This is a genomic window from Candidatus Amarolinea aalborgensis, assembly GCF_900491745.1.
Classification (GTDB): Bacteria; Chloroflexota; Anaerolineae; order SSC4; family Amarolineaceae; genus Amarolinea; species Amarolinea aalborgensis.
In genome coordinates, this window is record NZ_UETR01000059.1 from 1 (window position 1) to 17,697 (window position 17,697).

Below are 17,697 nucleotides of genomic sequence, written 5' to 3' on the forward strand. Positions count from 1 at the left end.
AATGGTTAGATGGCCGAAAAAACAGCAGGCCAGCCCATGCGCCTGCTTTCGCTCCAACCCCTTGCGTTGCTGCTCTTACAGCAGCATGAGGTATCTTACTACACAACCCTCACATTGGCAAATCGCAGACAGACTACGATTGAGCCAGCCAGTCTTCGCATGAAGAAGCCGCCAGCTTTGTCTCACGATTTTTGGTTGTGACGTAAAATTAAACTTCTCAAAGAACCGCTCGCCAGCATCTCTGCTGTGCGAGCGCATTTGCAGTATGGTATTGTATCAAGCTTGCCGAATCTTGTCAAATCCAGTTCGCTTGCGGTCAACAACAAACTAACGCAGCCCACGACACAAACACACAAGGTCGCATGACGTCACTTGCCTGTACATGGCTCCTCGAAGCGTGTCCTGTCAAATTCGCGAGCTACTTTGGTGATTCACTCTTTCGCTTGCGAACCGATGAACTCACACAGGCGTGACTCAAGCGCGACCCGGGGTTGTGCGCCATGTGTTTGTTTCTGAATTCGTAACCTATTGAAAAGGCTAAACGTTGACTGACCGTTCACATTCCAACCGCTTTTGAAAGAGCATTCTTTCCTTTGTTGTCTCAGGAGGCAACGAGGGCGGAATTTACCACGCCCTTTCGCTTGTGTCAAATCTCACGTGCGCGCCGGTCAAACCCCAGGCATTCATGGCTGGCGCCCGCTGCTTCCGCGCGCCTAGCGCATCTCGCTGCGCCCCTCCAATGCACGCGCCAGGGTAACCACATCAGCATACTCCAGGTCGCCTCCCACTGGCAACCCACGCGCCAGGCGCGTGACTCGCATGCCGAGCGGCTGCAATTGCCGCTGAATCCACGCCGCCGTGTTGTCGCCTTCCAGGCCGGGGTTCGTGCCGAGGATGATTTCCTGCACGGGCCGACGCTGTACGCGCCGGACAAGCTCTGCAATCTTGAGCTCCTCAGGCCCAATGCCGTCAATCGGTGAGATCACGCCATGCAGAACATGATAAACGCCCCCAAAGCTGCCTGTGCGTTCGATCGCCAACACATCCAGCGGCTCTTCAACCACACAGATGACCGCATGATCGCGGCTTTCATTGGCGCAAATCGCGCAAGGGCTGGTCTCAGCCACGTTGAAACACTCGGCGCATAGCTGAGTTTGCGCCTTAAGATCCTGAAGCGCCTGCGCCAATCCTTGCGCCAGCTCATCTGGCGCGCGCAAGAAGAAGAAGGCCAGGCGCGACGCTGTTTTTGGCCCGATGCCGGGCAAGCGCGCCAATGCATCAATCAGGCGCGCAACAGGCGGTGCAAGTGGTTCCACAGTCAGAATCCTAGAAGAGACCCGGCAGGCTCAAGCCGCCGGTCAGCGCTGCCATCCGTTTGGCCGCTAACGCCTGCGATTGGTCCAGAGCTTCGTTGACCGCAGCCACCAGCAGATCTTGCAGCATCTCTACATCCTGAGGATCAACCACCTCAGGCTTGAGGGAAATCGAGACGATGCGCTGATCACCGGTGGCAATGACCGTCACGGCCTCGCCGCCTACAGAAACGGTCACCGTCTCCGATTTCAGAGACTCCTGTGTCTTACCCATCTCTTCTTGGAGTTTCTGGATCTGCGACATCATGTTGCCGCCCCCGCCGCCAGCGCCGCCCCGCATGGGCGGCTGCGGCGCAAATCCGCGATGCTTACCTTTTGCCATATCCGACCGTCATTCCTTTCTATCTCAACATTCTATTCGTGGGGTCAATCTGTTGACAGTTCACGCACCACCGCGCCCAGTTCCCTGGCATACGCCACGACCGGGTCTTCCATTGGTTGGCTGCTGCCAGGCGGCTGAGGCGCAGGCGTTGGCGGCTGAACGGTCACCGGCGCGGGTCGCGGCCTGGCCTGGTATTGATCTTCCGCAAGGACCGTGATGCGATAGGAGCCGCCCAGGACATCACTCAGCACAGACTCAAGCGTGGCCTTATTCTCTGGCTCCAAGAGGCGCCGTGCATTATACTGCGCTTCTTTCTTGCTGCCATCATAGCCAATGATCACTTCAGATTGCTCGATAGCCAGGAAGCGCACGCCGCCCGTGAGAATGCCTAACAGCATGCGACGCCGATCCTGGAGCAGTTCCTTGACGCGCGCCCAATTCTGGCGCAACAGACCCAGCTTGTCCACCTCACTCGCCTGGGCGTCGGATGCAGATGGGCTTGGAGTAGGCCCGACCGAAGTCGGGGGCATAGAGGTCGTCGCCGCGGGCCTTTCAATCACGATTGGCCGGCCAGCCGCCTCAACGACCTGACTTTCTCCCGCTGTACGCGTCAATACCGGCGCCGCAGCAGAGGCTGGAATCGCGCGCACCGGGGTCGCAGCCGATGCGGCCTGCTCAGAGATGTTGGCTGCCAGCGGCTTATCCGCCCCGTCGAGCGCCGCCTCGACCACGGCCAATTCTAGGGCCAACTGGGGGACGCCCTGTAGATTGCCGCGCAGATCAACGGCGGCTTGATTGAACAAGCGAATTGCGCGCAGAAGAGAAGCCGGTTCAAACCGGCGCGCCTGCTGAGCCATGTCGCGCAGCATTTCCGCAGGAAGATCAATCAGCGTGTCGTTTCCTCCCATTTGAATGAGCAAGAGCGCGCGCAGATAATCCACGGTCTGACGAGCCAGCTCGCGTAGTTCGACGCCGGTGGTTGACAGATCGCCGATGACGCCGAGGCCAGCCGCAGGATCGTGCGCAGCCAGGGCATTGACCAGGCGCGCAATGGCCGCGCTCGGCACCGTGCCCAGCATGGATTCTACCTGCTGCGCTGTGATGGTCTCGCCGCCATAAGCCATGAGTTGATCCAACAGGCTGATGGCATCGCGCATGCACCCCGTGGCATAGCGCGCAATGGCATTGAGCGCCTCAAGTTCGGCTTGGCGCTCTTCCGCCTGGCAAATGGCCTGCAGATGGCGAACCATCTCCCGCTGCGGAATGCGGCGAAAATCGAAACGCTGGCAGCGCGAGATGACGGTAGCCGGCACCTTCTGCACATCCGTGGTGGCCAGAATGAAAATGACATGTGCGGGCGGCTCTTCTAGTGTCTTCAGCAGCGCGTTGAAGGAAGAGGTGGAGAGCATGTGCACTTCATCTATGATGTATATCTTGTAGCGCGCCTCACCCGGTCGAAAATTCACCCGGTCAATGACTGTTTCGCGCATGTTGTCCACACCGGTGTGCGACGCGGCGTCAATTTCGATCAGGTCAAGCAGCCGATCCTCATTGATCGCCCGGCACATACGGCACTGGTTGCAGGGTCGCTCCGCCGGCGCGGCTTCGCAGTTGACCGCCTTGGCCAAAATCCGCGCGGTGCTCGTTTTGCCGGTGCCGCGTGGGCCGGTGAAAAGGTAGGCGTGCGCGACGCGACCATCGCGCAAGGCGTTGCGCAAAGTCTGCATGATCGGCTCCTGGCCGATCAACTCGTCGAATGTCTGGGAACGCCATTTGCGATAGAGCGCTTGCGCCGCCATTTCCATCTCCCTCCGCGATGCACCAGTAGGTTAACCAGACGGAAGTTTATCATCATCGGGCGCGATTGGCAAGCGACTTGCAGCGCGCACGTTGCGACCGTCATGACGTTGTTGGCTTGCACTGACCAGGCGTTCGGCCGACGTTGACAGGTGAACGTGACGACGTATAATGAAATCAGCTTATGAACGCCAAAGGTTGATGTATGCAGCATTTTGCGGAACGCGCCGCGGCATTGGGGCTTACCTTGAGCAGCCAGCAGTGCGCGCAGTTTGAACGGTACGCCGAGGAGTTGGCGGCGTGGAATGAACGCTTCAATTTAACCACCATCACCGAACCAGAACGAGTGGAAACCCATCACTTCTTGGATTCGCTCAGCGCGCTGCCGGCGCTGGCCGCCGCTCAGCGCATCGAGCTGACCAGGCTCCTGGCCTCAAGGCTCAAGGCCATTGATGTGGGCAGTGGCCCAGGGCTGCCAGGATTGGCGTTGAAGCTGATCTGGCCCGGCCTAAACATGACGTTGCTCGAGGGCACGGGTAAAAAGGTCACGTTCCTGGAGCACATGATTCAACTCTGTGGATTGAGCGAGATCAGGGCGGTGCATGGCCGCGCCGAAGAGTTGGCTGGTCACGCGCCCTGGCGCGAAGGGTTCGACCTCGTGCTGGCGCGCGCGGTTGCGCCCTTTCCGCTGCTCGTCGAATACCTGCTGCCTCTCGCCGCCGTGGGCGGTTGGATTGTCGCCTATAAGGGCGCCGCGCCGCAGGCTGAGATCGAGGCGGCCGGCGATGCCATCAAACTGCTCGGCGCCGAATTGGTTGCGTTACAAGCCATCCAGGTGCCCGGGCTGCAGGAGCGTCGCAGCCTGATTGTTATGCGCAAGGTTCAACCTACGCCACGCGCCTTTCCGCGCGCCAGCGGCGCGATGCGCAAGCACCCCTTGGGCAGCAGCCGATAGCGAAAATCGTGTCTACGCGGCCGGCTCCACGTAGCCCTAACGCCCAAAACGAGGGGTGCGTCGGCCGTAAGGCTGACGCACCCCTGTTCGTTTACAGCGAGCGCCGGGGAGTTAGAGGATTTGGAGCTCTTTCAGCTTCGCCTCGGGCACGACACCATTCACCCAGCCGCGCACCTGGTAGTACTCCTCCAGCATCTTGTCCAACTCGCAGACATGGCCGTCCGAGCCGGGCATCGTGGAGGCTTCCTCCAGAAAACGCTTCGGCAGGGTGTCGCTGCCTTCGCGGAAGCCGTTCAGGTTGTTGTAGTAGCGCTCCAGGTTGTACACGCGCTCGCCGGCGGTCAACAGGTCGGCGGCCGTGCAGGGCGCGCCGGTGATCGCGGCGAACTGCGCGGCAAACGAATCCAGAGACTCAGCGAAGGTGGCGAACTTGCATACATCCAGGCAGTCGGTCATGGCATGGACGTTCTGGAAGACAAACAGCAAGTTGCCTTTGCCTTCCCACGCCAGCGGGTCCACTTTCCCGCCAGGACCGAGGACGTTGCCCGCAACCTCGGCGGCAGGCGAATAGCCGCGCAGGTGACAGGCGCCGCGATTGCTGGTGGCATAGCCCAGGCCCATGCCCTTGATGCCGCGCGGATCATAGGCCGGGATGCCCTGGCCCTTCGCGTGCATGCCGAGTTCCGGATGGCCCAGCAGGGCCGCGGCCTTACCGGTGCCCTCGGCCAGGATGTTGCCCACACCCTCGCGGAACGCGATCTTGCGCGCCATTTCCACCATCGCGTGTGTGTCGCCCCAGGCCAGGCCCTCGCCGTTGGCGTAGCCGCGCTGCGTAACCTCCATGTACATCGCCATCACCGTGCCGATCTCGATGGCGTCGAAACCGTAATCGTTGGCGCGGTCAATCAGGTAGGCGACTGCGGCCACGTCGTCGTTGCCGCAGAAGGCGCCTAGCGACCAGGCCGGCTCATACTCAACGCTCTCCATGTGCACCTTGAACGGCCCTTCTGTGACATCAACCTCTTTTTTGCATGCCACGGGGCAGGCATGGCAGGTCGGATCGTTTACCAGGATCGTGGCCTTGACGTGCTCCCCGCTGAGAAGGTCGGCGTGTTCACCAAAAGAGGTCACCTGGCCGTTGCGCACCGGCAGCGCGCCCATCGTGCTGGTGATATTCATCAGTACGTTGGTGCCGTAGACCGACAGCCCGCCCTTACGTGGCGAGGTCAAGACGCGGTCGTCCATGAGCTGCTGCAGGGCAACTTTCTGCGCGGCTTTGAAGGCTTCCTTATCTGCCGGCCGTGGGCGATCTGCGTGATCGCCCTTGATGACGATGGCTTTCAGATGCTTGCTGCCGCCCACGCAGCCGGTGCCGCCGCGGCCCGAGGCGCGATCGTTTTCATTCATCCAGCAGCCGAATTTCACCAGGTTCTCACCCGCCGGGCCAATGGTGATTACACTGAGGTCCTTGGGACCGCCGTGGCGTTCCTGCAGGATCTGGATCGTCTCGTGGACGTGCTTGCCCCACAGGTCGCTGGCGTCGTACAGCGTCACCTGCCCTTTTTCAACATAGGCGTAGACTGGTTTCTCGGCTTTACCCTTGAAAACCAGGCCATCGAAGCCGGCCCACTTGAGCCGGGCCGCTGACCAACCGCCGTGATGCGAGTCGGTGATGGTGTCCGTGAGCGGCGACTTGGTCACGACCGCCATGCGGCCGCTCAGGTTCACATCGGTGCCGGTGAGGGGGCCGTTCATGAAGCACAGGATGTTCTCCGGCGACAGCGCATCCACCTGCGGGCCATTGTCGAAGACATACTTGACGCCCAGACCACGTGCGCCAATGTATTTGCGTGCATCTTCCTCAGCAATGGGCCGGTAATCCACGCTGCCCGTGGTTAAATCCACCCATGCCACTCGATTTGTGTAACCACCCATATTCATACCCACCTCCTTGTTGGAACTCGCATGGTTTTGGCGACTACGGCTGTGTAGCTGCGCCTGATTGAATTGATGGTAGGGGAAACAAAAAGCCGTTATGCAATTGGTGCATAACGGCCTGGATGCTGACGGCGCTTTGGGACTGAGACGGACAGCCGGCTCGATGATTGAGCCGGGACTTAGCGAAGACAAGAGTCATGTAACGCCGCCCTGGCTGCTGGTCATTGGAACAACAGGGATGAAATCATTATACGTCAGTTGCACGGGAAACGCAAAGCCGCTAAGATTGCTGCGCTTCTCTGCTTACCTTACTCATGGAAACCTCTGTTCGCTGTCGAGCATACTCCATAGGATGAGAGGCCTACGCTGCCTGAGATTCGCTGATCGTTAAATGTATAGATCACGCTTATTGTAAATCCAATAGGCTGCGACCATACTGACAATGATAATCGCCGTTGAGAGAAGCAGGTAAGCGCCATCTATCTTACCGCTGCGGAAGAGTTCGCCCGCGTCAAAATACTTGAACGGGGTGAAGTATTTGAGGAAATTCAGGTTCTCCTGCATGCCGGACATGACAGACATGAAGTAGGTTGCCAGGATGATGGCGACGGCGGTGGAGCCGGAGCGTTTGTACTGCTTCATGGCGCAGCCCAACAACAGTCCGATAGCCAGGAAGACCATCTCGATCACGAACATCGCCTGCATTTCGAGCGTCAGGAAGTTGAAAAAGGCCTGGTCGGGGTTGTACGACTGCACCGCCACGGCCGACACCCCCCAGGTGATCAGCACGAGGGCGATGCAAAGCACCACGGCGGCCAGCGCTTTGGCCGTAATCACCCGGCTGCGTGTCACCGGCAGCACGAGCGAGAACTCGACCGTCTTGTCGCGCTCTTCTTTGGAGATAATGTCGCTGCCCCACATCGCCGCGGCGATCGCCCCCATCAGCCCAAAGTAGACGAACATGATGCCGTAGAACCCGCTCAACGTGGTCAAGTTAAAGCCGCGCATATTGAAGGCGTCCAGCATCGCCTGCGGCATGGCATCCAGCACTTTCAGCATATCGGGGTTGCCGGCAAAAGCGGCGAACTTAGCGACCGCGATCACGATCAGGAGCGCGATGATGACGCTCCAGATCACCAGCGATTTGACATGGGATCTCAGTTCACGAAAGAAGATGTTCATCCCGCGCCTCCTCAGGACACCGCCGGAATGTCGCGGCGGATGTACAACCAGTAGCTCAGCGCCAGCGAAATCACGGTGACTGCGACATTGAGCAGCACGAGCGGCGTGTCATATCCCCCCGCCTTGACGATGGCGGCCGCGTCGAGGTGCTTGAAGGGGGTGAGCAGCTCCAGCTTGACGTCTCCCAACATGCCGCTGAACGCGGCGAGTACGTATGCGCCAAAGCCCAGACCCAGGCCATAGGGCGTCACGCTGCGCACGCGCTTGACCAGCAGCGAAATGACCAACCCCACGCTCAAGAAGAAGAACTGGAAGATTACAATGCTGAGCAGCAGCAGAAACAGCGTGCGCGGCTCGTACTCGTGCCCGCCGCGGAAGAACGTGATCGCCACGATGCTGCTGACCCACACGACCAGGTTGGTGAGAGTCAGGCTGGCCAGCGCGGCGAGCAGCTTGCTGGTCAGCACCTGCGCCCGACTGACGGGTTTGCTCAGCAGAAAGTCTGCCGTTAATTCACCCTCTTCCACTGAGACTAGCCCAAAGCCGTAGTTGCTCGCCTGGATCGCCAGGCAGAGTTGGGCGAACATAAAGATGAGGCCATAAAAGCCCAGTACCGTGGCCATATTCATCTTGTCCAGGCCGAAGGCGGTCAGCAACTCCGGGGGAAACTTCGCCATCAACTGGTTCAGAAGTTCTGCCTGGTCGGCAAAGCCTGTGTAGATGGAAAAGAAGAAGACGATGAGGAACACGAGGCCTAGCGACCAGATGAGCACCGACTTCAGCCGGCTGCCGAACTCGTATCTGAAGATGTTTGCGTTCATGGTCTATGCCTATTCGTAGTAGTGCATGAAGATTTCTTCCAGCGTCGGTTCCTCGATGGTCACATCGGTCACCGGAATGCCGCTGATCTTGCGGAGCACCGCGTTGATGTCGCCCTTGAAGAAGAAACGCACTGCGCCATCCTCCGACTGCACGTTGGTTACCCCCGGCAGATCAAAGAAGGCCGGGTTTACCCCCGCGGCCATCACGGCTACCTTCTTGTAATTGTTCTGCTGCAAGGTGCGGATGTCGGAGATTTCCGCGATTTTTCCCTCGCGGATGATGCCCACGCGGGTGCACAGGCGCTGCACTTCGCCCAAAATGTGCGAGGAGAAGAAAACAGTTACGCCGCGGGCGTTCTCGGCGCGGATCAGGTTGAAGAACTTGCGCTGCATGAGCGGATCGAGACCCGCGGTCGGCTCATCGAGGAAGAGCAGCTTGGGGCTGTGCAGCAAACCCTGCACAATGCCAACCTTCTTCTTATTGCCGTACGACAGGTCGCTAATGCGACGGCTCATGTCCAGTTCCATGATTTCGGACAGTTCGTGGATGCGTTTCGTGAAATCACCTTCATAGAAACTGGCTGAGTATTTGAGCAGGTCAATGACTTTCATGCCTTCGTAGTAATAGACTTCCGAAGGCAAGTAGCCAATCTCGCGGCGAATTTCGGGGCCGCGGGTCACCACATCCTTGCCAAAAACCGCGGCGCTGCCACTGGTTGGATGGATCAACGACAACAACAGGCGGATGGTGGTGGATTTCCCGGCGCCGTTAGGCCCAATGAAGCCGAAGATTTCACCTTCTTCCACGCTGAATGTGACATCTACGATGCCCCGCGCTTTGCCGTAATACTTGGTCAGGTTGGTTACGCCAATAATGCTCATAGAGTCGCTCCTTACTCCAAAAATGGGGGCGTTACATCCGTGGTTCGTGGGACCATTTGTGTGACCCTACCGAAAGCAGCCCAGCCCGCCAGGTCAGCTTCAGTGAGTTGTTAGACGCGAGGCTTCTTCTCTATGACCGGATGCGGGGAAGGCGTGCTCCGGTTCGATGTCCGTAGTCCCCGTGTTGCTCGCCGAAAAACCTTGATGAGATGCGCTTCTTCCCTGGGGATGACAAGCATAATTAGTCTACATCAGTCCTTCTGAACTGTCAACTGATCCGCAGATCTGTCGTGACCGGATCAACGCGGATGATAATCTGCCTGTCGTTCGCCAGCCTGACCCGGAGCGCGACCTGGCCGCGATCGTTCAGCGACACGGGATTGAGCGCAAAGTCTGTCACTGTGGAACCAAAGAACGACTCGCCCATCGAGATAATCCGATCGGCTGTTGGCTCTGGCCCGCCGTAGATGCCGAGCGTTCCGCCTCTCGGCGTCGCATAAAAGATGATTGTCCCCGCGTTGTTGATCAGCGCGCCGCGGAAGCTCTCGAAGGGGCCATTGGTGTCAACAATGGTCGCAATCTTGCCCGCGGTCGCGGTGAAGATGCCTGCGCCCCCGGTTTGGAGCGTGGCGCTGAAGACGACCGTCTCCTCATCGTTGATAGTAGGAAATAGGCCCAGCTCACGAAAATGGGTGCTGGTGTCCACAACCGTTGTGAGCGCTCCGCCTTGACCCGTATAGATGCCCTGACCGCCCTCCCTCAGGTCGGCTCGCAAGACCACCGTGCCCTGGCGGTTGATGACGGGGAGGCCCTGGAAGCCGCTAAAGACGCCGCTGGCGTCCGCGATCGTCGTGATTGCTTCGCCAGCGCCGGTGAAAATGCCGCAGCCCCCTGACGCCAGGCCAGCTCGAAAGGCCACCCGTTCTTCATCGTTCATCGTGGGGCCTAAAGGGCCAATAGACTCAACAGGGCCGTTGGTGTCGGCAATCGTGATCAACTGACCGTCACGCCTGAGAAAGACGCCTTGACCGCCCGCCTTCAGGTCAGCGTAGAAGCTCAAGGACGCGTGACGACTGATATCGGGATGACTGTAGAAGCGGCTGAAGGGGCCGCCCGTCGTGTCAGCAATCATGCTCATCTGCCCACCGTGGGCGGCGAAGACGCCCGCACCGCCCGCCCTCAGCGCAGCTTGAAAGGCGACGATGCCATCGTTGTTGATCGAGGCAACGTACGGGCTGAAGTCGCTAAATCGGCCGTTCGTGTCGGCAATCGGCGTTAGCGTGAAAGACCTGGGTTGTGACAATCGGTGTGACTCCTATCCCGCATGGTGCTGCACACTGGCTGATGCCGGCAGAGGACATGGGCTGATAGTATGGCAATCGCGCTATCGGCATTCATGTGACCTCCTCCAATCAATATCTGGACCACCTTTTTCGCAATTCGCTTTTCCAATTCTCAGGTTTTCACCATACCCGTTTCACACCGTAGCGATCGAACATTTCGTCGCTGCTCGCGACTGGAGTTCCTTCCACCAGTGACTGGGCAATGATCAAACGATCGAAGGGGTCGCGGTGATGAAAAGGTAAATCCACAACCCGTGCCGTGTGGGACATAGCGATGGGCAAGAGGGTAAAGTCGTTGGTCAGCAACTGATCATCCCAAAACGCCGCAAAGGGGGCCGGCAGCGCATATTTGCCCAGACTGATCTTGATGGCGATCTCCCAAAAACTTGCCGGGCTGACGAAAATCAAACCATCTGTGGCAACGATGCTCTCGCGCGCCCTTCCGCTCAATCGGGAATCGTCCAGCACAAACCAGAGTAGCGCCTGCGTGTCTAGCAACAGATTCATGACATATACTCCTTGAAATCATCCAAATGTTCGTCGTCTTCGGACAACACCTTGAGGATTCCTTTCGCGCTTCCGGGGTAGCGTCGTTTTTGGAGAGATTCGGTCTGATCTGGTAGAAGAACCACCAGGCGGGCAATTTTTCCGTAGGCGTATTGGAACGCCTCCGGCAAATAGATGCGGCCGTTCTTATCAATCCGTGTTTCAAATTCTATAGCTTGCATGGATTCCTTCCTTGTTTGTCGGCCCCCCACAGGGGGGCTTCGATGTGGTTTGCGCTACGGTTCATTGATGCTACCCAGAAGCGCGGTGCATGTAGCTTAGCTCCGGGGGTTGCCAACCTCCGAGCGCGCGTTCGATCGCATACGCCGCGGCGAGCGCCACGTCATCCCGCCAGGGACGGGCGACGATCTGCACCCCGATGGGCAACCCTTCCGGGGAAGTTCCCGCGCGCACGACGACGCAGGGCCATCCTGTCAGACTGTATGGCAGCGTGTACGGAATCCAGCCGGCATCGGTTCCGTGCGGGGTCGCCGGACGCTCAGCCGCAGGCGTCAGGATAACATCGTAATGCGCCATAAAACCAATCAGCGCCCGGCGGAAGCGATCCCAGGTAAACAAGTGCTGCTCGACTTCCTCGCTGCTGAGCCGTGCTGCCCCATCCGCCACCCACTCGTCGGGTGAGCCGGACTCTGGCCGCTGCCAGTACTGGCGTGTAATCTGCGAAGCCTCCTCGACCCGCGGCGGCAGGACTTCTTCGACACGCGCACCCATGTCTGCCAAAACGTCAGCAGCCCGGCGGCACGCCTCAGCCGTCTCAGGGGTAGGCTCGGCTTGCGCATGATGAGTGTAATAGGCCACGCGCAGCGTCTGCGCATCAACCTGACGCCAATCCGCAAGAGGCATCGGGATCACACTCGCATCCTTCCAATCCACCCCGGAGAGGATAGGCAGCGCCAGCGCCAAATCTTCCACAAAACGCGCCAGAGGGCCAATCGTCGTGCGCGGGTCATTCAGCGCGCTAATGAAGGGAAAATGCCCAGTCAGCGGAATCCGGCCCGTGGTCGGTTTCAGTCCAGCAATGCCACAGGCATGAGCCGGCTGACGGATACTACCGCCGGAGTCCGACCCCAGGCCGAGGGGCGACCCGCCGGCAGCAATCAGGGCAGCTTCGCCGCTGCTGCTGCCCGTTGTGCTGTAGGCGAGGTTGTAGGGATTGTTCGTGCGCCCGTAGACCGGATTCTCGACCATGACGTTGGTTTTGCCCAGCAGGATGGCGCCCGCCTGGCGCATGCGCGCCACGACCGTGGCATCCTCGGCGGGCACGCGTGTGCGGAACGCGAGGTCTCCACCGGTGCAGGGCAACCCGGCCGCATCAATCCAATCTTTGACGGTAAATGGGACGCCATGCAGCGCACCAAAGTGCTGCCCGTGCGCAAGCGCGGCATCAGCCGCACGCGCGTCTTTCAAGGCCTGTTCCCCTGCCAACTGAACCACGGCATTCAGGCGTGGATTGACGTTCTCGATCCTTTGGAGATGCGCCTGTACGACCTCTTCAGAGGAAAGCTGGCGATCGCGAATGCGACGCGCCAAGGTGGCGGCTGAAAGATAGCACAACTCGTCCATCAATGTGTACTCCTCATGACATCGTGACTCTGGCGCGCACCTCAGTCTACATGACTCCCTTTGAACTGTCAACTGACCTGAATCGCCAGAGAAAGCAGGCAGATTACCCTCCGCAGTTCCAAATGTAGCCGTTCTTGACCACAGAGATCACAAAGAACGCAGAGAGGCTGCGGATTTGCGTCTGATCTGCCGTATCTTTGTGTTCTCAGTCCTTCGTATGGTTGAATGTGTAAGAAATTGGGAACTGCTGATTATTCTTGCGCCAGATTGACTTTGCTTTCTCCTGTGCTAGAATACGTCATCTTGTGTGCATTTTTCACCCGCAGCGAGGTTCAACTTATGCGATTTCCGCGTTCGAGTGGCGTTTTGTTGCATCCCACCTCATTCCCTGGCCGCTATGGCATCGGCGACCTGGGGGATGCCGCGTATGAATGGATCGAGTTCCTGGCCAAGAGCGGCCAGCAGCTCTGGCAGGTCTTCCCCCTCGGCCCCACTGGCTATGGCGATTCGCCCTATCAGTGTTTCTCTGCCTTTGCCGGCAACCCACTGCTGATCAGCCTCGATCGCCTGATGACTGAAGGCCTCCTGGACGCAGCTGACCTGGCTGATGTACCAGCATTCCGCTTTCAGCCGATTGACTACGGCTGGGTCATTTCCTGGAAGATGGGCTTGCTGGAAAAAGCCTTTGTCAATTTCCAGGCGCGCAGCACGGCGGCTGACCGCGCCAGCTTCGACGCCTGGTGCGCCGACCAAGCGGCCTGGCTGGACGATTACGCCCTGTTCATGGCCGTCAAGCATGCGCACGGCGGGGCCAATTGGAGCACCTGGGCGCGTGACATTGCCACCCGCCAACCGGCGGCATTGGCCGCATGGCGCAAGCAGGCCGCCGTACACGTCGCGCTGCATAAGTTCATGCAGTATGTCTTCTTCAGCCAGTGGGGCGCGGTCAAAGCGGCCGCCAATCAACGCGGCATCCGCATCATCGGCGACATCCCCATTTTCGTCGCGTACGACAGCGCGGATGCCTGGGCCAATCCTGAGCTCTTCTATTTCGATGAAGACGGTCAGCCCGAGATCGTGGCCGGCGTGCCGCCTGACTACTTCAGCGAGACTGGCCAGCTCTGGGGCAATCCGCTCTATCGGTGGGATGTGATGCGGGCGCGCGGCTATGACTGGTGGCTGGCCCGCATCCAGGCTTCCTTGCGCCTGGTGGACATCATCCGCATTGATCACTTCCGCGGATTCGAGGCTTATTGGGCGGTGCCGTTTGGCGAGACGACAGCCGTCAACGGGGAATGGCGCAAGGCGCCGGGCGCCGATCTCTTCAAGACCGTGCGCGCCCACCTGGGCGATCTACCGATTATTGCTGAAGACTTGGGCTTTATCACGCCGGAGGTGCGCGCGCTGCGCGACGATTTTGACCTACCCGGCATGCGCATCGTGCAATTTGCCTTCAGCGCCGGGCCCGAAGACCCCTTCCTGCCGCATAATTACATACACAACACCGTGGTTTACACCGGCACGCACGATAACGACACCAGCATCGGCTGGTACCGCAACAGTTCAACATCGGCCGAGCGCGACTTTGCGCGGCGCTACCTGGGCCGCAGCGGCAAGGACATTGCGTGGGATTTCATCCGCCTGGCCTGGAGTTCGGTGGCCGCCATGGCCCTGACCCCGCTGCAAGACCTGCTTAGCCTCGACTCAGAGGCGCGCATGAACTTCCCCGGCCGGGCCAGCGGCAACTGGGGATGGCGCTACCAGAGTGAAGACCTCAGCACGGAACTGAGCGGACACTTGATGGAGATGACCTATCTTTACGGGCGCCTGCCGCCGCAGCCAGAAGAGGAGACTGCGGAAACGCCAGAAGAAGAATCGGCGCCGGCCTGATCAAACGAAAGCGGCTCCCGCAGCGCACGGGCAGCGTCACAGGTTGAGTTCAACCCACGCCAACTCATCACTGCGGGAGCCAACGATCGCAAACTCGATGGGGCCGTACGCGCCGGGGATAATCCAGCGACCTGGCCGGTGGATGTGACCGCTGACGACATGCGTCACTTTGCGAGATTGACGCGCCAGGCGCCCAAGCGTGAAATTCGCCATATACGCGCTGAGCAGACTCCAGAACGCGCTTGGGGGCCGTTGGGGCATTGATTCCTCGAAAATGGGCCAATGGGTGATGACCACAATTTGACGTACGGCAGGATCGGCCTCCAGCGCAGCCAGGCGCCGCATGAAACCGCGCTGCAGATAGCGCGCCATGGCGACATCGCTCCAGGGCCAATCCACAAAGTCGGCGTCGTGATTGACCAGCCGTTTCAACGCGCGGTATTCGTCGGCCACGTACGGCAGGTGAGGAGCGCGGGACGAGTAATCATACCAGCCCATCGTGCCGCAGACGCCGACACCCTGGCTGACCAGGTTGTGGTCTTCCAGCCAGGCGAAGCCCTCGATTTGTGCGATGTGCGGCAGCTGTACATGCCACAGGTCGCGGCTGTGAAATTCACCCCGGTAGAGATCATGGTTGCCGGCAATGAAGAGGCGTGGGCAGGCCAGCTCGCGGAAAAGCTGCAGACCGCGTTGAAAGAGCCGCAGTGGGTGGCCCACGTCGCCGGCCAGGATGAAGACATCGGGCCGGCGCTCGCTCACACGCTGCGCAAAATCGAGGAAAAGGGGCCGTTGGGCTGGCCGGTAGTGTAAGTCGGCCGTGATAAGAATACGCATCGGATGACTTTGAGCGCCTGGTAGTGATCACGGAACATCGGCGGCCATGCGTAACGCCGGTGCAGTCAAGCCGATCAACCCATGCCTTGAATGTGCTCCGGTTTGATCTTATAGGTCACGCGCACTTCCTGGGGACGGCGATTACCGTAGCGGTTCGCGCCGGTGTATTTCTTGGCCAATGCGTCTATGTGGTCATCGGCGCCTTCCGTGGTGATCTCCACGACCGGGCCGCGCACCTGAAGATAGCGGTACGGATTTTTAGGATCAAGGATGGTCATCGCCACGAACGGCCGGGCGCGCATGTTGCGATCCTTGACACGCCCTTGCGCGGAGTTGACGCGTACGTATTCTCCCTCGACATCGAACCAGACTGGCGTTACTTGCGGGGTGCCGTCATCCATGATGGTTGCCAGGTTGGCAAACGCCCGTGTTTCCAGCAAATCGAGGTATGCGGGCGGAATTGCAATTGTCATTTATGCTCTCCTCTGTTACAAAGGTACTTGTTTGATTCTCATTGCGCAACGAATTCGTCGCTGGCCTGCCAGCCGCGGCCGACAGAACCTGGCTATTATCATTCCACCCTCGTTGGACGCCTGGCGCAGACCATTTGTCACCGTGGGGCTGAGGGCGCGACGCGTATGATCTACCTGGACGTTTCGGCGGCCGTCAACGGCAAAGCAGGTCTAGGGCGCTATGCCCGCGCACTGGCCGATCACCTATCGCCGCGGTTGGGCAAGCGCCTGGCGTTCTTTTACAATCGGGCCGGGGCGCAGGGCGCGGCTGATCTGCCGGCTGCGCATCACGTGCGGCAGGTGCGTCTCGGTTACAAACCGTGGCGTATGGCGGTTTGGCTTGGGCAGATGGCCGGGATCGGCTTTGACCGGCTGCTGCCGGACGCGGAATTGTACCACGCGACGGAGCACCTGCTCATGCCTCTACGCCAGGCGCGCACCGTGCTCACCGTGCACGATCTGATTTATCATTTGCTGCCGCAGCATCACAAGCGTCTGAACTACTGGTTCCTGAACGCGGCGATGCCGTTGTTCTGTCGTCGCGCCGATGCCCTGATCGCCATCTCTGAAAACAGCAAGCGCGACCTGGTGCGTCTGTACGGCGTTGCACCTGCCAAAGTACATGTCATCTATGAAGCGGCCGCGCCGCACTTCTGTGCACAGACGCCCCCGCGCGTAGCGGCCGTGCGCGCGCGTTATCACCTGCCTGCGGACTACATGTTGGCCGTGGGAACCATTGAGCCGCGCAAGAACTTGGAACGCCTGTTGGATGCGCTGCTCATCCTGCGCCGCGGCGGGCTGGATGCCCACCTGGTAATCGTGGGCAGCAAGGGGTGGCTGACGGAAGGCTTCTTCGCCAAACTAGAATCGCTGCCTGAACGGGACGCGGTTCACCTGACCGGTTACGTTGCGGATGAGGATTTGCCCGCGCTCTACGCAGGCGCGCGGCTGACCGTGCTGGCGTCGGTGTATGAAGGATTTGGCCTACCGATACTGGAGGGCATGGCCTGCGGCTCGCCCGTGGTGTGCAGCCAAACCTCCAGCCTGCCCGAGTTGGGGGGGACAGCGGCGCGCTATTTCGACCCGCGCAATGTGGAGGCGATGGCGCAGACGCTGCAGCAGGTCTGGCTAGACGAAGAACAGCAGACTGCCATGCGCCAGGCCGGCTTTGCGCGGGCTGCGCAATTCTCCTGGGCGCAGACTGCGGCCTCGACGCAGACAGTTTATGGGGCCGTGATGGGCGCACGCGCAGGCGAGAATTCAGGCACGCGAAAATAGGCTGCTAAAGCATTTGACAGTTCTTTTTCGTCTGGTATAATAGCCGATTGCCAGGCCGACGTAGCTCAATCGGCAGAGCAACTCACTTGTAATGAGTAGGTTAGGAGTTCGATTCTCCTCGTCGGCTCTCAGCCGAGCCAGAGTGATTGAACGGCCGGAGTAAGTGAATAGGGGCGGATACCCAAGTGGCCAACGGGGGCTGACTGTAAATCAGCTGGCTGACGCCTTCGGAGGTTCGAATCCTTCTCCGCCCACCAGAACAGAGGAGAGAGTTATATGCGCTCTCTCCTCTATTTGCCCACGTAGCTCAGTCGGTAGAGCACGTTCTTGGTAAGAACGGGGTCACCAGTTCAAGTCTGGTCGTGGGCTCCATTGATAATAGGTTTGAGACATGGCTTGCGCCAGTGCCGGCAGCACACCAGGAGGAATAGGGATTTTTC

General features: G+C 59.5%; 16 protein-coding genes and 3 tRNA genes. 6 read left to right on the forward strand and 13 right to left on the reverse strand.

The window, feature by feature from the left end; translation table 11 throughout:
- Positions 1–713: 713 nt before the first annotated feature.
- The 3 genes from recR to dnaX are packed head-to-tail and all read right to left on the reverse strand — an operon-like array spanning position 714 to position 3,494.
- Entirely contained in the window at positions 714–1,322 is a 609-nt protein-coding gene (recR, locus tag ACPQ6D_RS22980; protein ID WP_423226708.1) for a recombination mediator RecR, read from the reverse strand.
- Between the two features lie 4 nt (positions 1,323–1,326).
- Entirely contained in the window at positions 1,327–1,695 is a 369-nt protein-coding gene (locus tag ACPQ6D_RS22985) for a YbaB/EbfC family nucleoid-associated protein (protein ID WP_423226693.1), read from the reverse strand.
- Positions 1,696–1,739: 44 nt separating this feature from the next.
- Positions 1,740–3,494: a DNA polymerase III subunit gamma/tau gene (dnaX, locus tag ACPQ6D_RS22990; protein WP_423226694.1), complete on the reverse strand. Its 1,755-nt coding sequence runs from the start codon at positions 3,492–3,494 to the stop codon at positions 1,740–1,742.
- 203 nt (positions 3,495–3,697) lie between these two features.
- Between dnaX and rsmG the strand changes: the two genes are divergently transcribed.
- Positions 3,698–4,447: a 16S rRNA (guanine(527)-N(7))-methyltransferase RsmG gene (gene rsmG, locus ACPQ6D_RS22995; protein WP_423226695.1), complete on the forward strand. Its 750-nt coding sequence runs from the start codon at positions 3,698–3,700 to the stop codon at positions 4,445–4,447.
- 111 nt (positions 4,448–4,558) lie between these two features.
- Here the strand turns inward: rsmG and ACPQ6D_RS23000 are convergent, their stop codons facing one another.
- From ACPQ6D_RS23000 to ACPQ6D_RS23035, 8 genes are all read right to left on the reverse strand, one after another.
- Positions 4,559–6,388, reverse strand: a complete 1,830-nt coding sequence (locus tag ACPQ6D_RS23000) for an aldehyde ferredoxin oxidoreductase family protein (RefSeq protein WP_423226696.1) — start codon at positions 6,386–6,388, stop codon at positions 4,559–4,561.
- A gap of 384 nt (positions 6,389–6,772) precedes the next feature.
- The gene (locus tag ACPQ6D_RS23005; RefSeq protein ID WP_423226697.1) at positions 6,773–7,567 is read right to left on the reverse strand and encodes an ABC transporter permease subunit; all 795 of its coding nucleotides are present in this window, start codon (positions 7,565–7,567) and stop codon (positions 6,773–6,775) included.
- Between the two features lie 11 nt (positions 7,568–7,578).
- Positions 7,579–8,388: an ABC transporter permease subunit gene (locus ACPQ6D_RS23010; RefSeq protein WP_423226698.1), complete on the reverse strand. Its 810-nt coding sequence runs from the start codon at positions 8,386–8,388 to the stop codon at positions 7,579–7,581.
- Between the two features lie 9 nt (positions 8,389–8,397).
- Positions 8,398–9,270, reverse strand: coding sequence for an ABC transporter ATP-binding protein (locus ACPQ6D_RS23015; protein ID WP_423226699.1), 873 nt, complete (start codon positions 9,268–9,270; stop codon positions 8,398–8,400).
- A gap of 268 nt (positions 9,271–9,538) precedes the next feature.
- Positions 9,539–10,573: a DUF7453 family protein gene (locus ACPQ6D_RS23020; RefSeq protein WP_423226700.1), complete on the reverse strand. Its 1,035-nt coding sequence runs from the start codon at positions 10,571–10,573 to the stop codon at positions 9,539–9,541.
- Between the two features lie 160 nt (positions 10,574–10,733).
- Positions 10,734–11,120, reverse strand: coding sequence for a type II toxin-antitoxin system VapC family toxin (locus ACPQ6D_RS23025; RefSeq protein ID WP_423226701.1), 387 nt, complete (start codon positions 11,118–11,120; stop codon positions 10,734–10,736).
- Positions 11,117–11,341 (reverse strand): hypothetical protein, encoded by a 225-nt coding sequence (locus ACPQ6D_RS23030; protein ID WP_423226702.1) that lies wholly within the window; start codon positions 11,339–11,341, stop codon positions 11,117–11,119. The genes ACPQ6D_RS23025 and ACPQ6D_RS23030 overlap by 4 nt, the downstream gene beginning before the upstream one ends.
- A 70-nt stretch (positions 11,342–11,411) precedes the next feature.
- Entirely contained in the window at positions 11,412–12,743 is a 1,332-nt protein-coding gene (locus ACPQ6D_RS23035) for an amidase (protein WP_423226703.1), read from the reverse strand.
- A gap of 339 nt (positions 12,744–13,082) precedes the next feature.
- Between ACPQ6D_RS23035 and malQ the strand changes: the two genes are divergently transcribed.
- Positions 13,083–14,633: a 4-alpha-glucanotransferase gene (gene malQ, locus ACPQ6D_RS23040; protein ID WP_423226704.1), complete on the forward strand. Its 1,551-nt coding sequence runs from the start codon at positions 13,083–13,085 to the stop codon at positions 14,631–14,633.
- 36 nt (positions 14,634–14,669) lie between these two features.
- On the opposite strand, the gene ACPQ6D_RS23045 is transcribed toward malQ, so the two are convergent.
- Both ACPQ6D_RS23045 and ACPQ6D_RS23050 read right to left on the reverse strand, forming a co-directional pair.
- A complete protein-coding gene (locus ACPQ6D_RS23045; RefSeq protein ID WP_423226705.1) occupies positions 14,670–15,467 on the reverse strand; it encodes a metallophosphoesterase in 798 nt (265 codons plus the stop codon).
- Between the two features lie 74 nt (positions 15,468–15,541).
- Positions 15,542–15,940, reverse strand: a complete 399-nt coding sequence (locus ACPQ6D_RS23050) for a PPOX class F420-dependent oxidoreductase (RefSeq protein WP_423226706.1) — start codon at positions 15,938–15,940, stop codon at positions 15,542–15,544.
- Positions 15,941–16,105: 165 nt separating this feature from the next.
- Here ACPQ6D_RS23050 and ACPQ6D_RS23055 point away from each other — a divergent pair, with 165 nt between their 5' ends.
- The 4 genes from ACPQ6D_RS23055 (at position 16,106) to ACPQ6D_RS23070 (ending at position 17,629) form a co-directional block, all read left to right on the forward strand.
- Complete coding sequence (locus tag ACPQ6D_RS23055) at positions 16,106–17,257, forward strand: glycosyltransferase family 4 protein (RefSeq protein WP_423226707.1); 1,152 nt, start codon at positions 16,106–16,108, stop codon at positions 17,255–17,257.
- Positions 17,258–17,311: 54 nt separating this feature from the next.
- A tRNA-Thr gene (locus tag ACPQ6D_RS23060) sits at positions 17,312–17,384 on the forward strand.
- Between the two features lie 44 nt (positions 17,385–17,428).
- Positions 17,429–17,514, forward strand: a tRNA-Tyr gene (locus tag ACPQ6D_RS23065).
- 39 nt (positions 17,515–17,553) lie between these two features.
- A tRNA-Thr gene (locus tag ACPQ6D_RS23070) sits at positions 17,554–17,629 on the forward strand.
- Positions 17,630–17,697 lie beyond the last annotated feature (68 nt).

Coding starts and splice junctions, on each gene's coding strand:
- ACPQ6D_RS22985 (WP_423226693.1), bottom strand. CDS start 1,695: ATGGCAAAAGGTAAGCATCGCGGATTTGCGCCGCAGCCGCCCATGCGG.
- dnaX (WP_423226694.1), bottom strand. CDS start 3,494: ATGGCGGCGCAAGCGCTCTATCGCAAATGGCGTTCCCAGACATTCGAC.
- rsmG (WP_423226695.1), top strand. CDS start 3,698: ATGCAGCATTTTGCGGAACGCGCCGCGGCATTGGGGCTTACCTTGAGC.
- ACPQ6D_RS23000 (WP_423226696.1), bottom strand. CDS start 6,388: ATGAATATGGGTGGTTACACAAATCGAGTGGCATGGGTGGATTTAACC.
- ACPQ6D_RS23005 (WP_423226697.1), bottom strand. CDS start 7,567: ATGAACATCTTCTTTCGTGAACTGAGATCCCATGTCAAATCGCTGGTG.
- ACPQ6D_RS23010 (WP_423226698.1), bottom strand. CDS start 8,388: ATGAACGCAAACATCTTCAGATACGAGTTCGGCAGCCGGCTGAAGTCG.
- ACPQ6D_RS23015 (WP_423226699.1), bottom strand. CDS start 9,270: ATGAGCATTATTGGCGTAACCAACCTGACCAAGTATTACGGCAAAGCG.
- ACPQ6D_RS23025 (WP_423226701.1), bottom strand. CDS start 11,120: ATGAATCTGTTGCTAGACACGCAGGCGCTACTCTGGTTTGTGCTGGAC.
- ACPQ6D_RS23030 (WP_423226702.1), bottom strand. CDS start 11,341: ATGCAAGCTATAGAATTTGAAACACGGATTGATAAGAACGGCCGCATC.
- ACPQ6D_RS23035 (WP_423226703.1), bottom strand. CDS start 12,743: ATGGACGAGTTGTGCTATCTTTCAGCCGCCACCTTGGCGCGTCGCATT.
- malQ (WP_423226704.1), top strand. CDS start 13,083: ATGCGATTTCCGCGTTCGAGTGGCGTTTTGTTGCATCCCACCTCATTC.
- ACPQ6D_RS23045 (WP_423226705.1), bottom strand. CDS start 15,467: ATGCGTATTCTTATCACGGCCGACTTACACTACCGGCCAGCCCAACGG.
- ACPQ6D_RS23050 (WP_423226706.1), bottom strand. CDS start 15,940: ATGACAATTGCAATTCCGCCCGCATACCTCGATTTGCTGGAAACACGG.
- ACPQ6D_RS23055 (WP_423226707.1), top strand. CDS start 16,106: ATGATCTACCTGGACGTTTCGGCGGCCGTCAACGGCAAAGCAGGTCTA.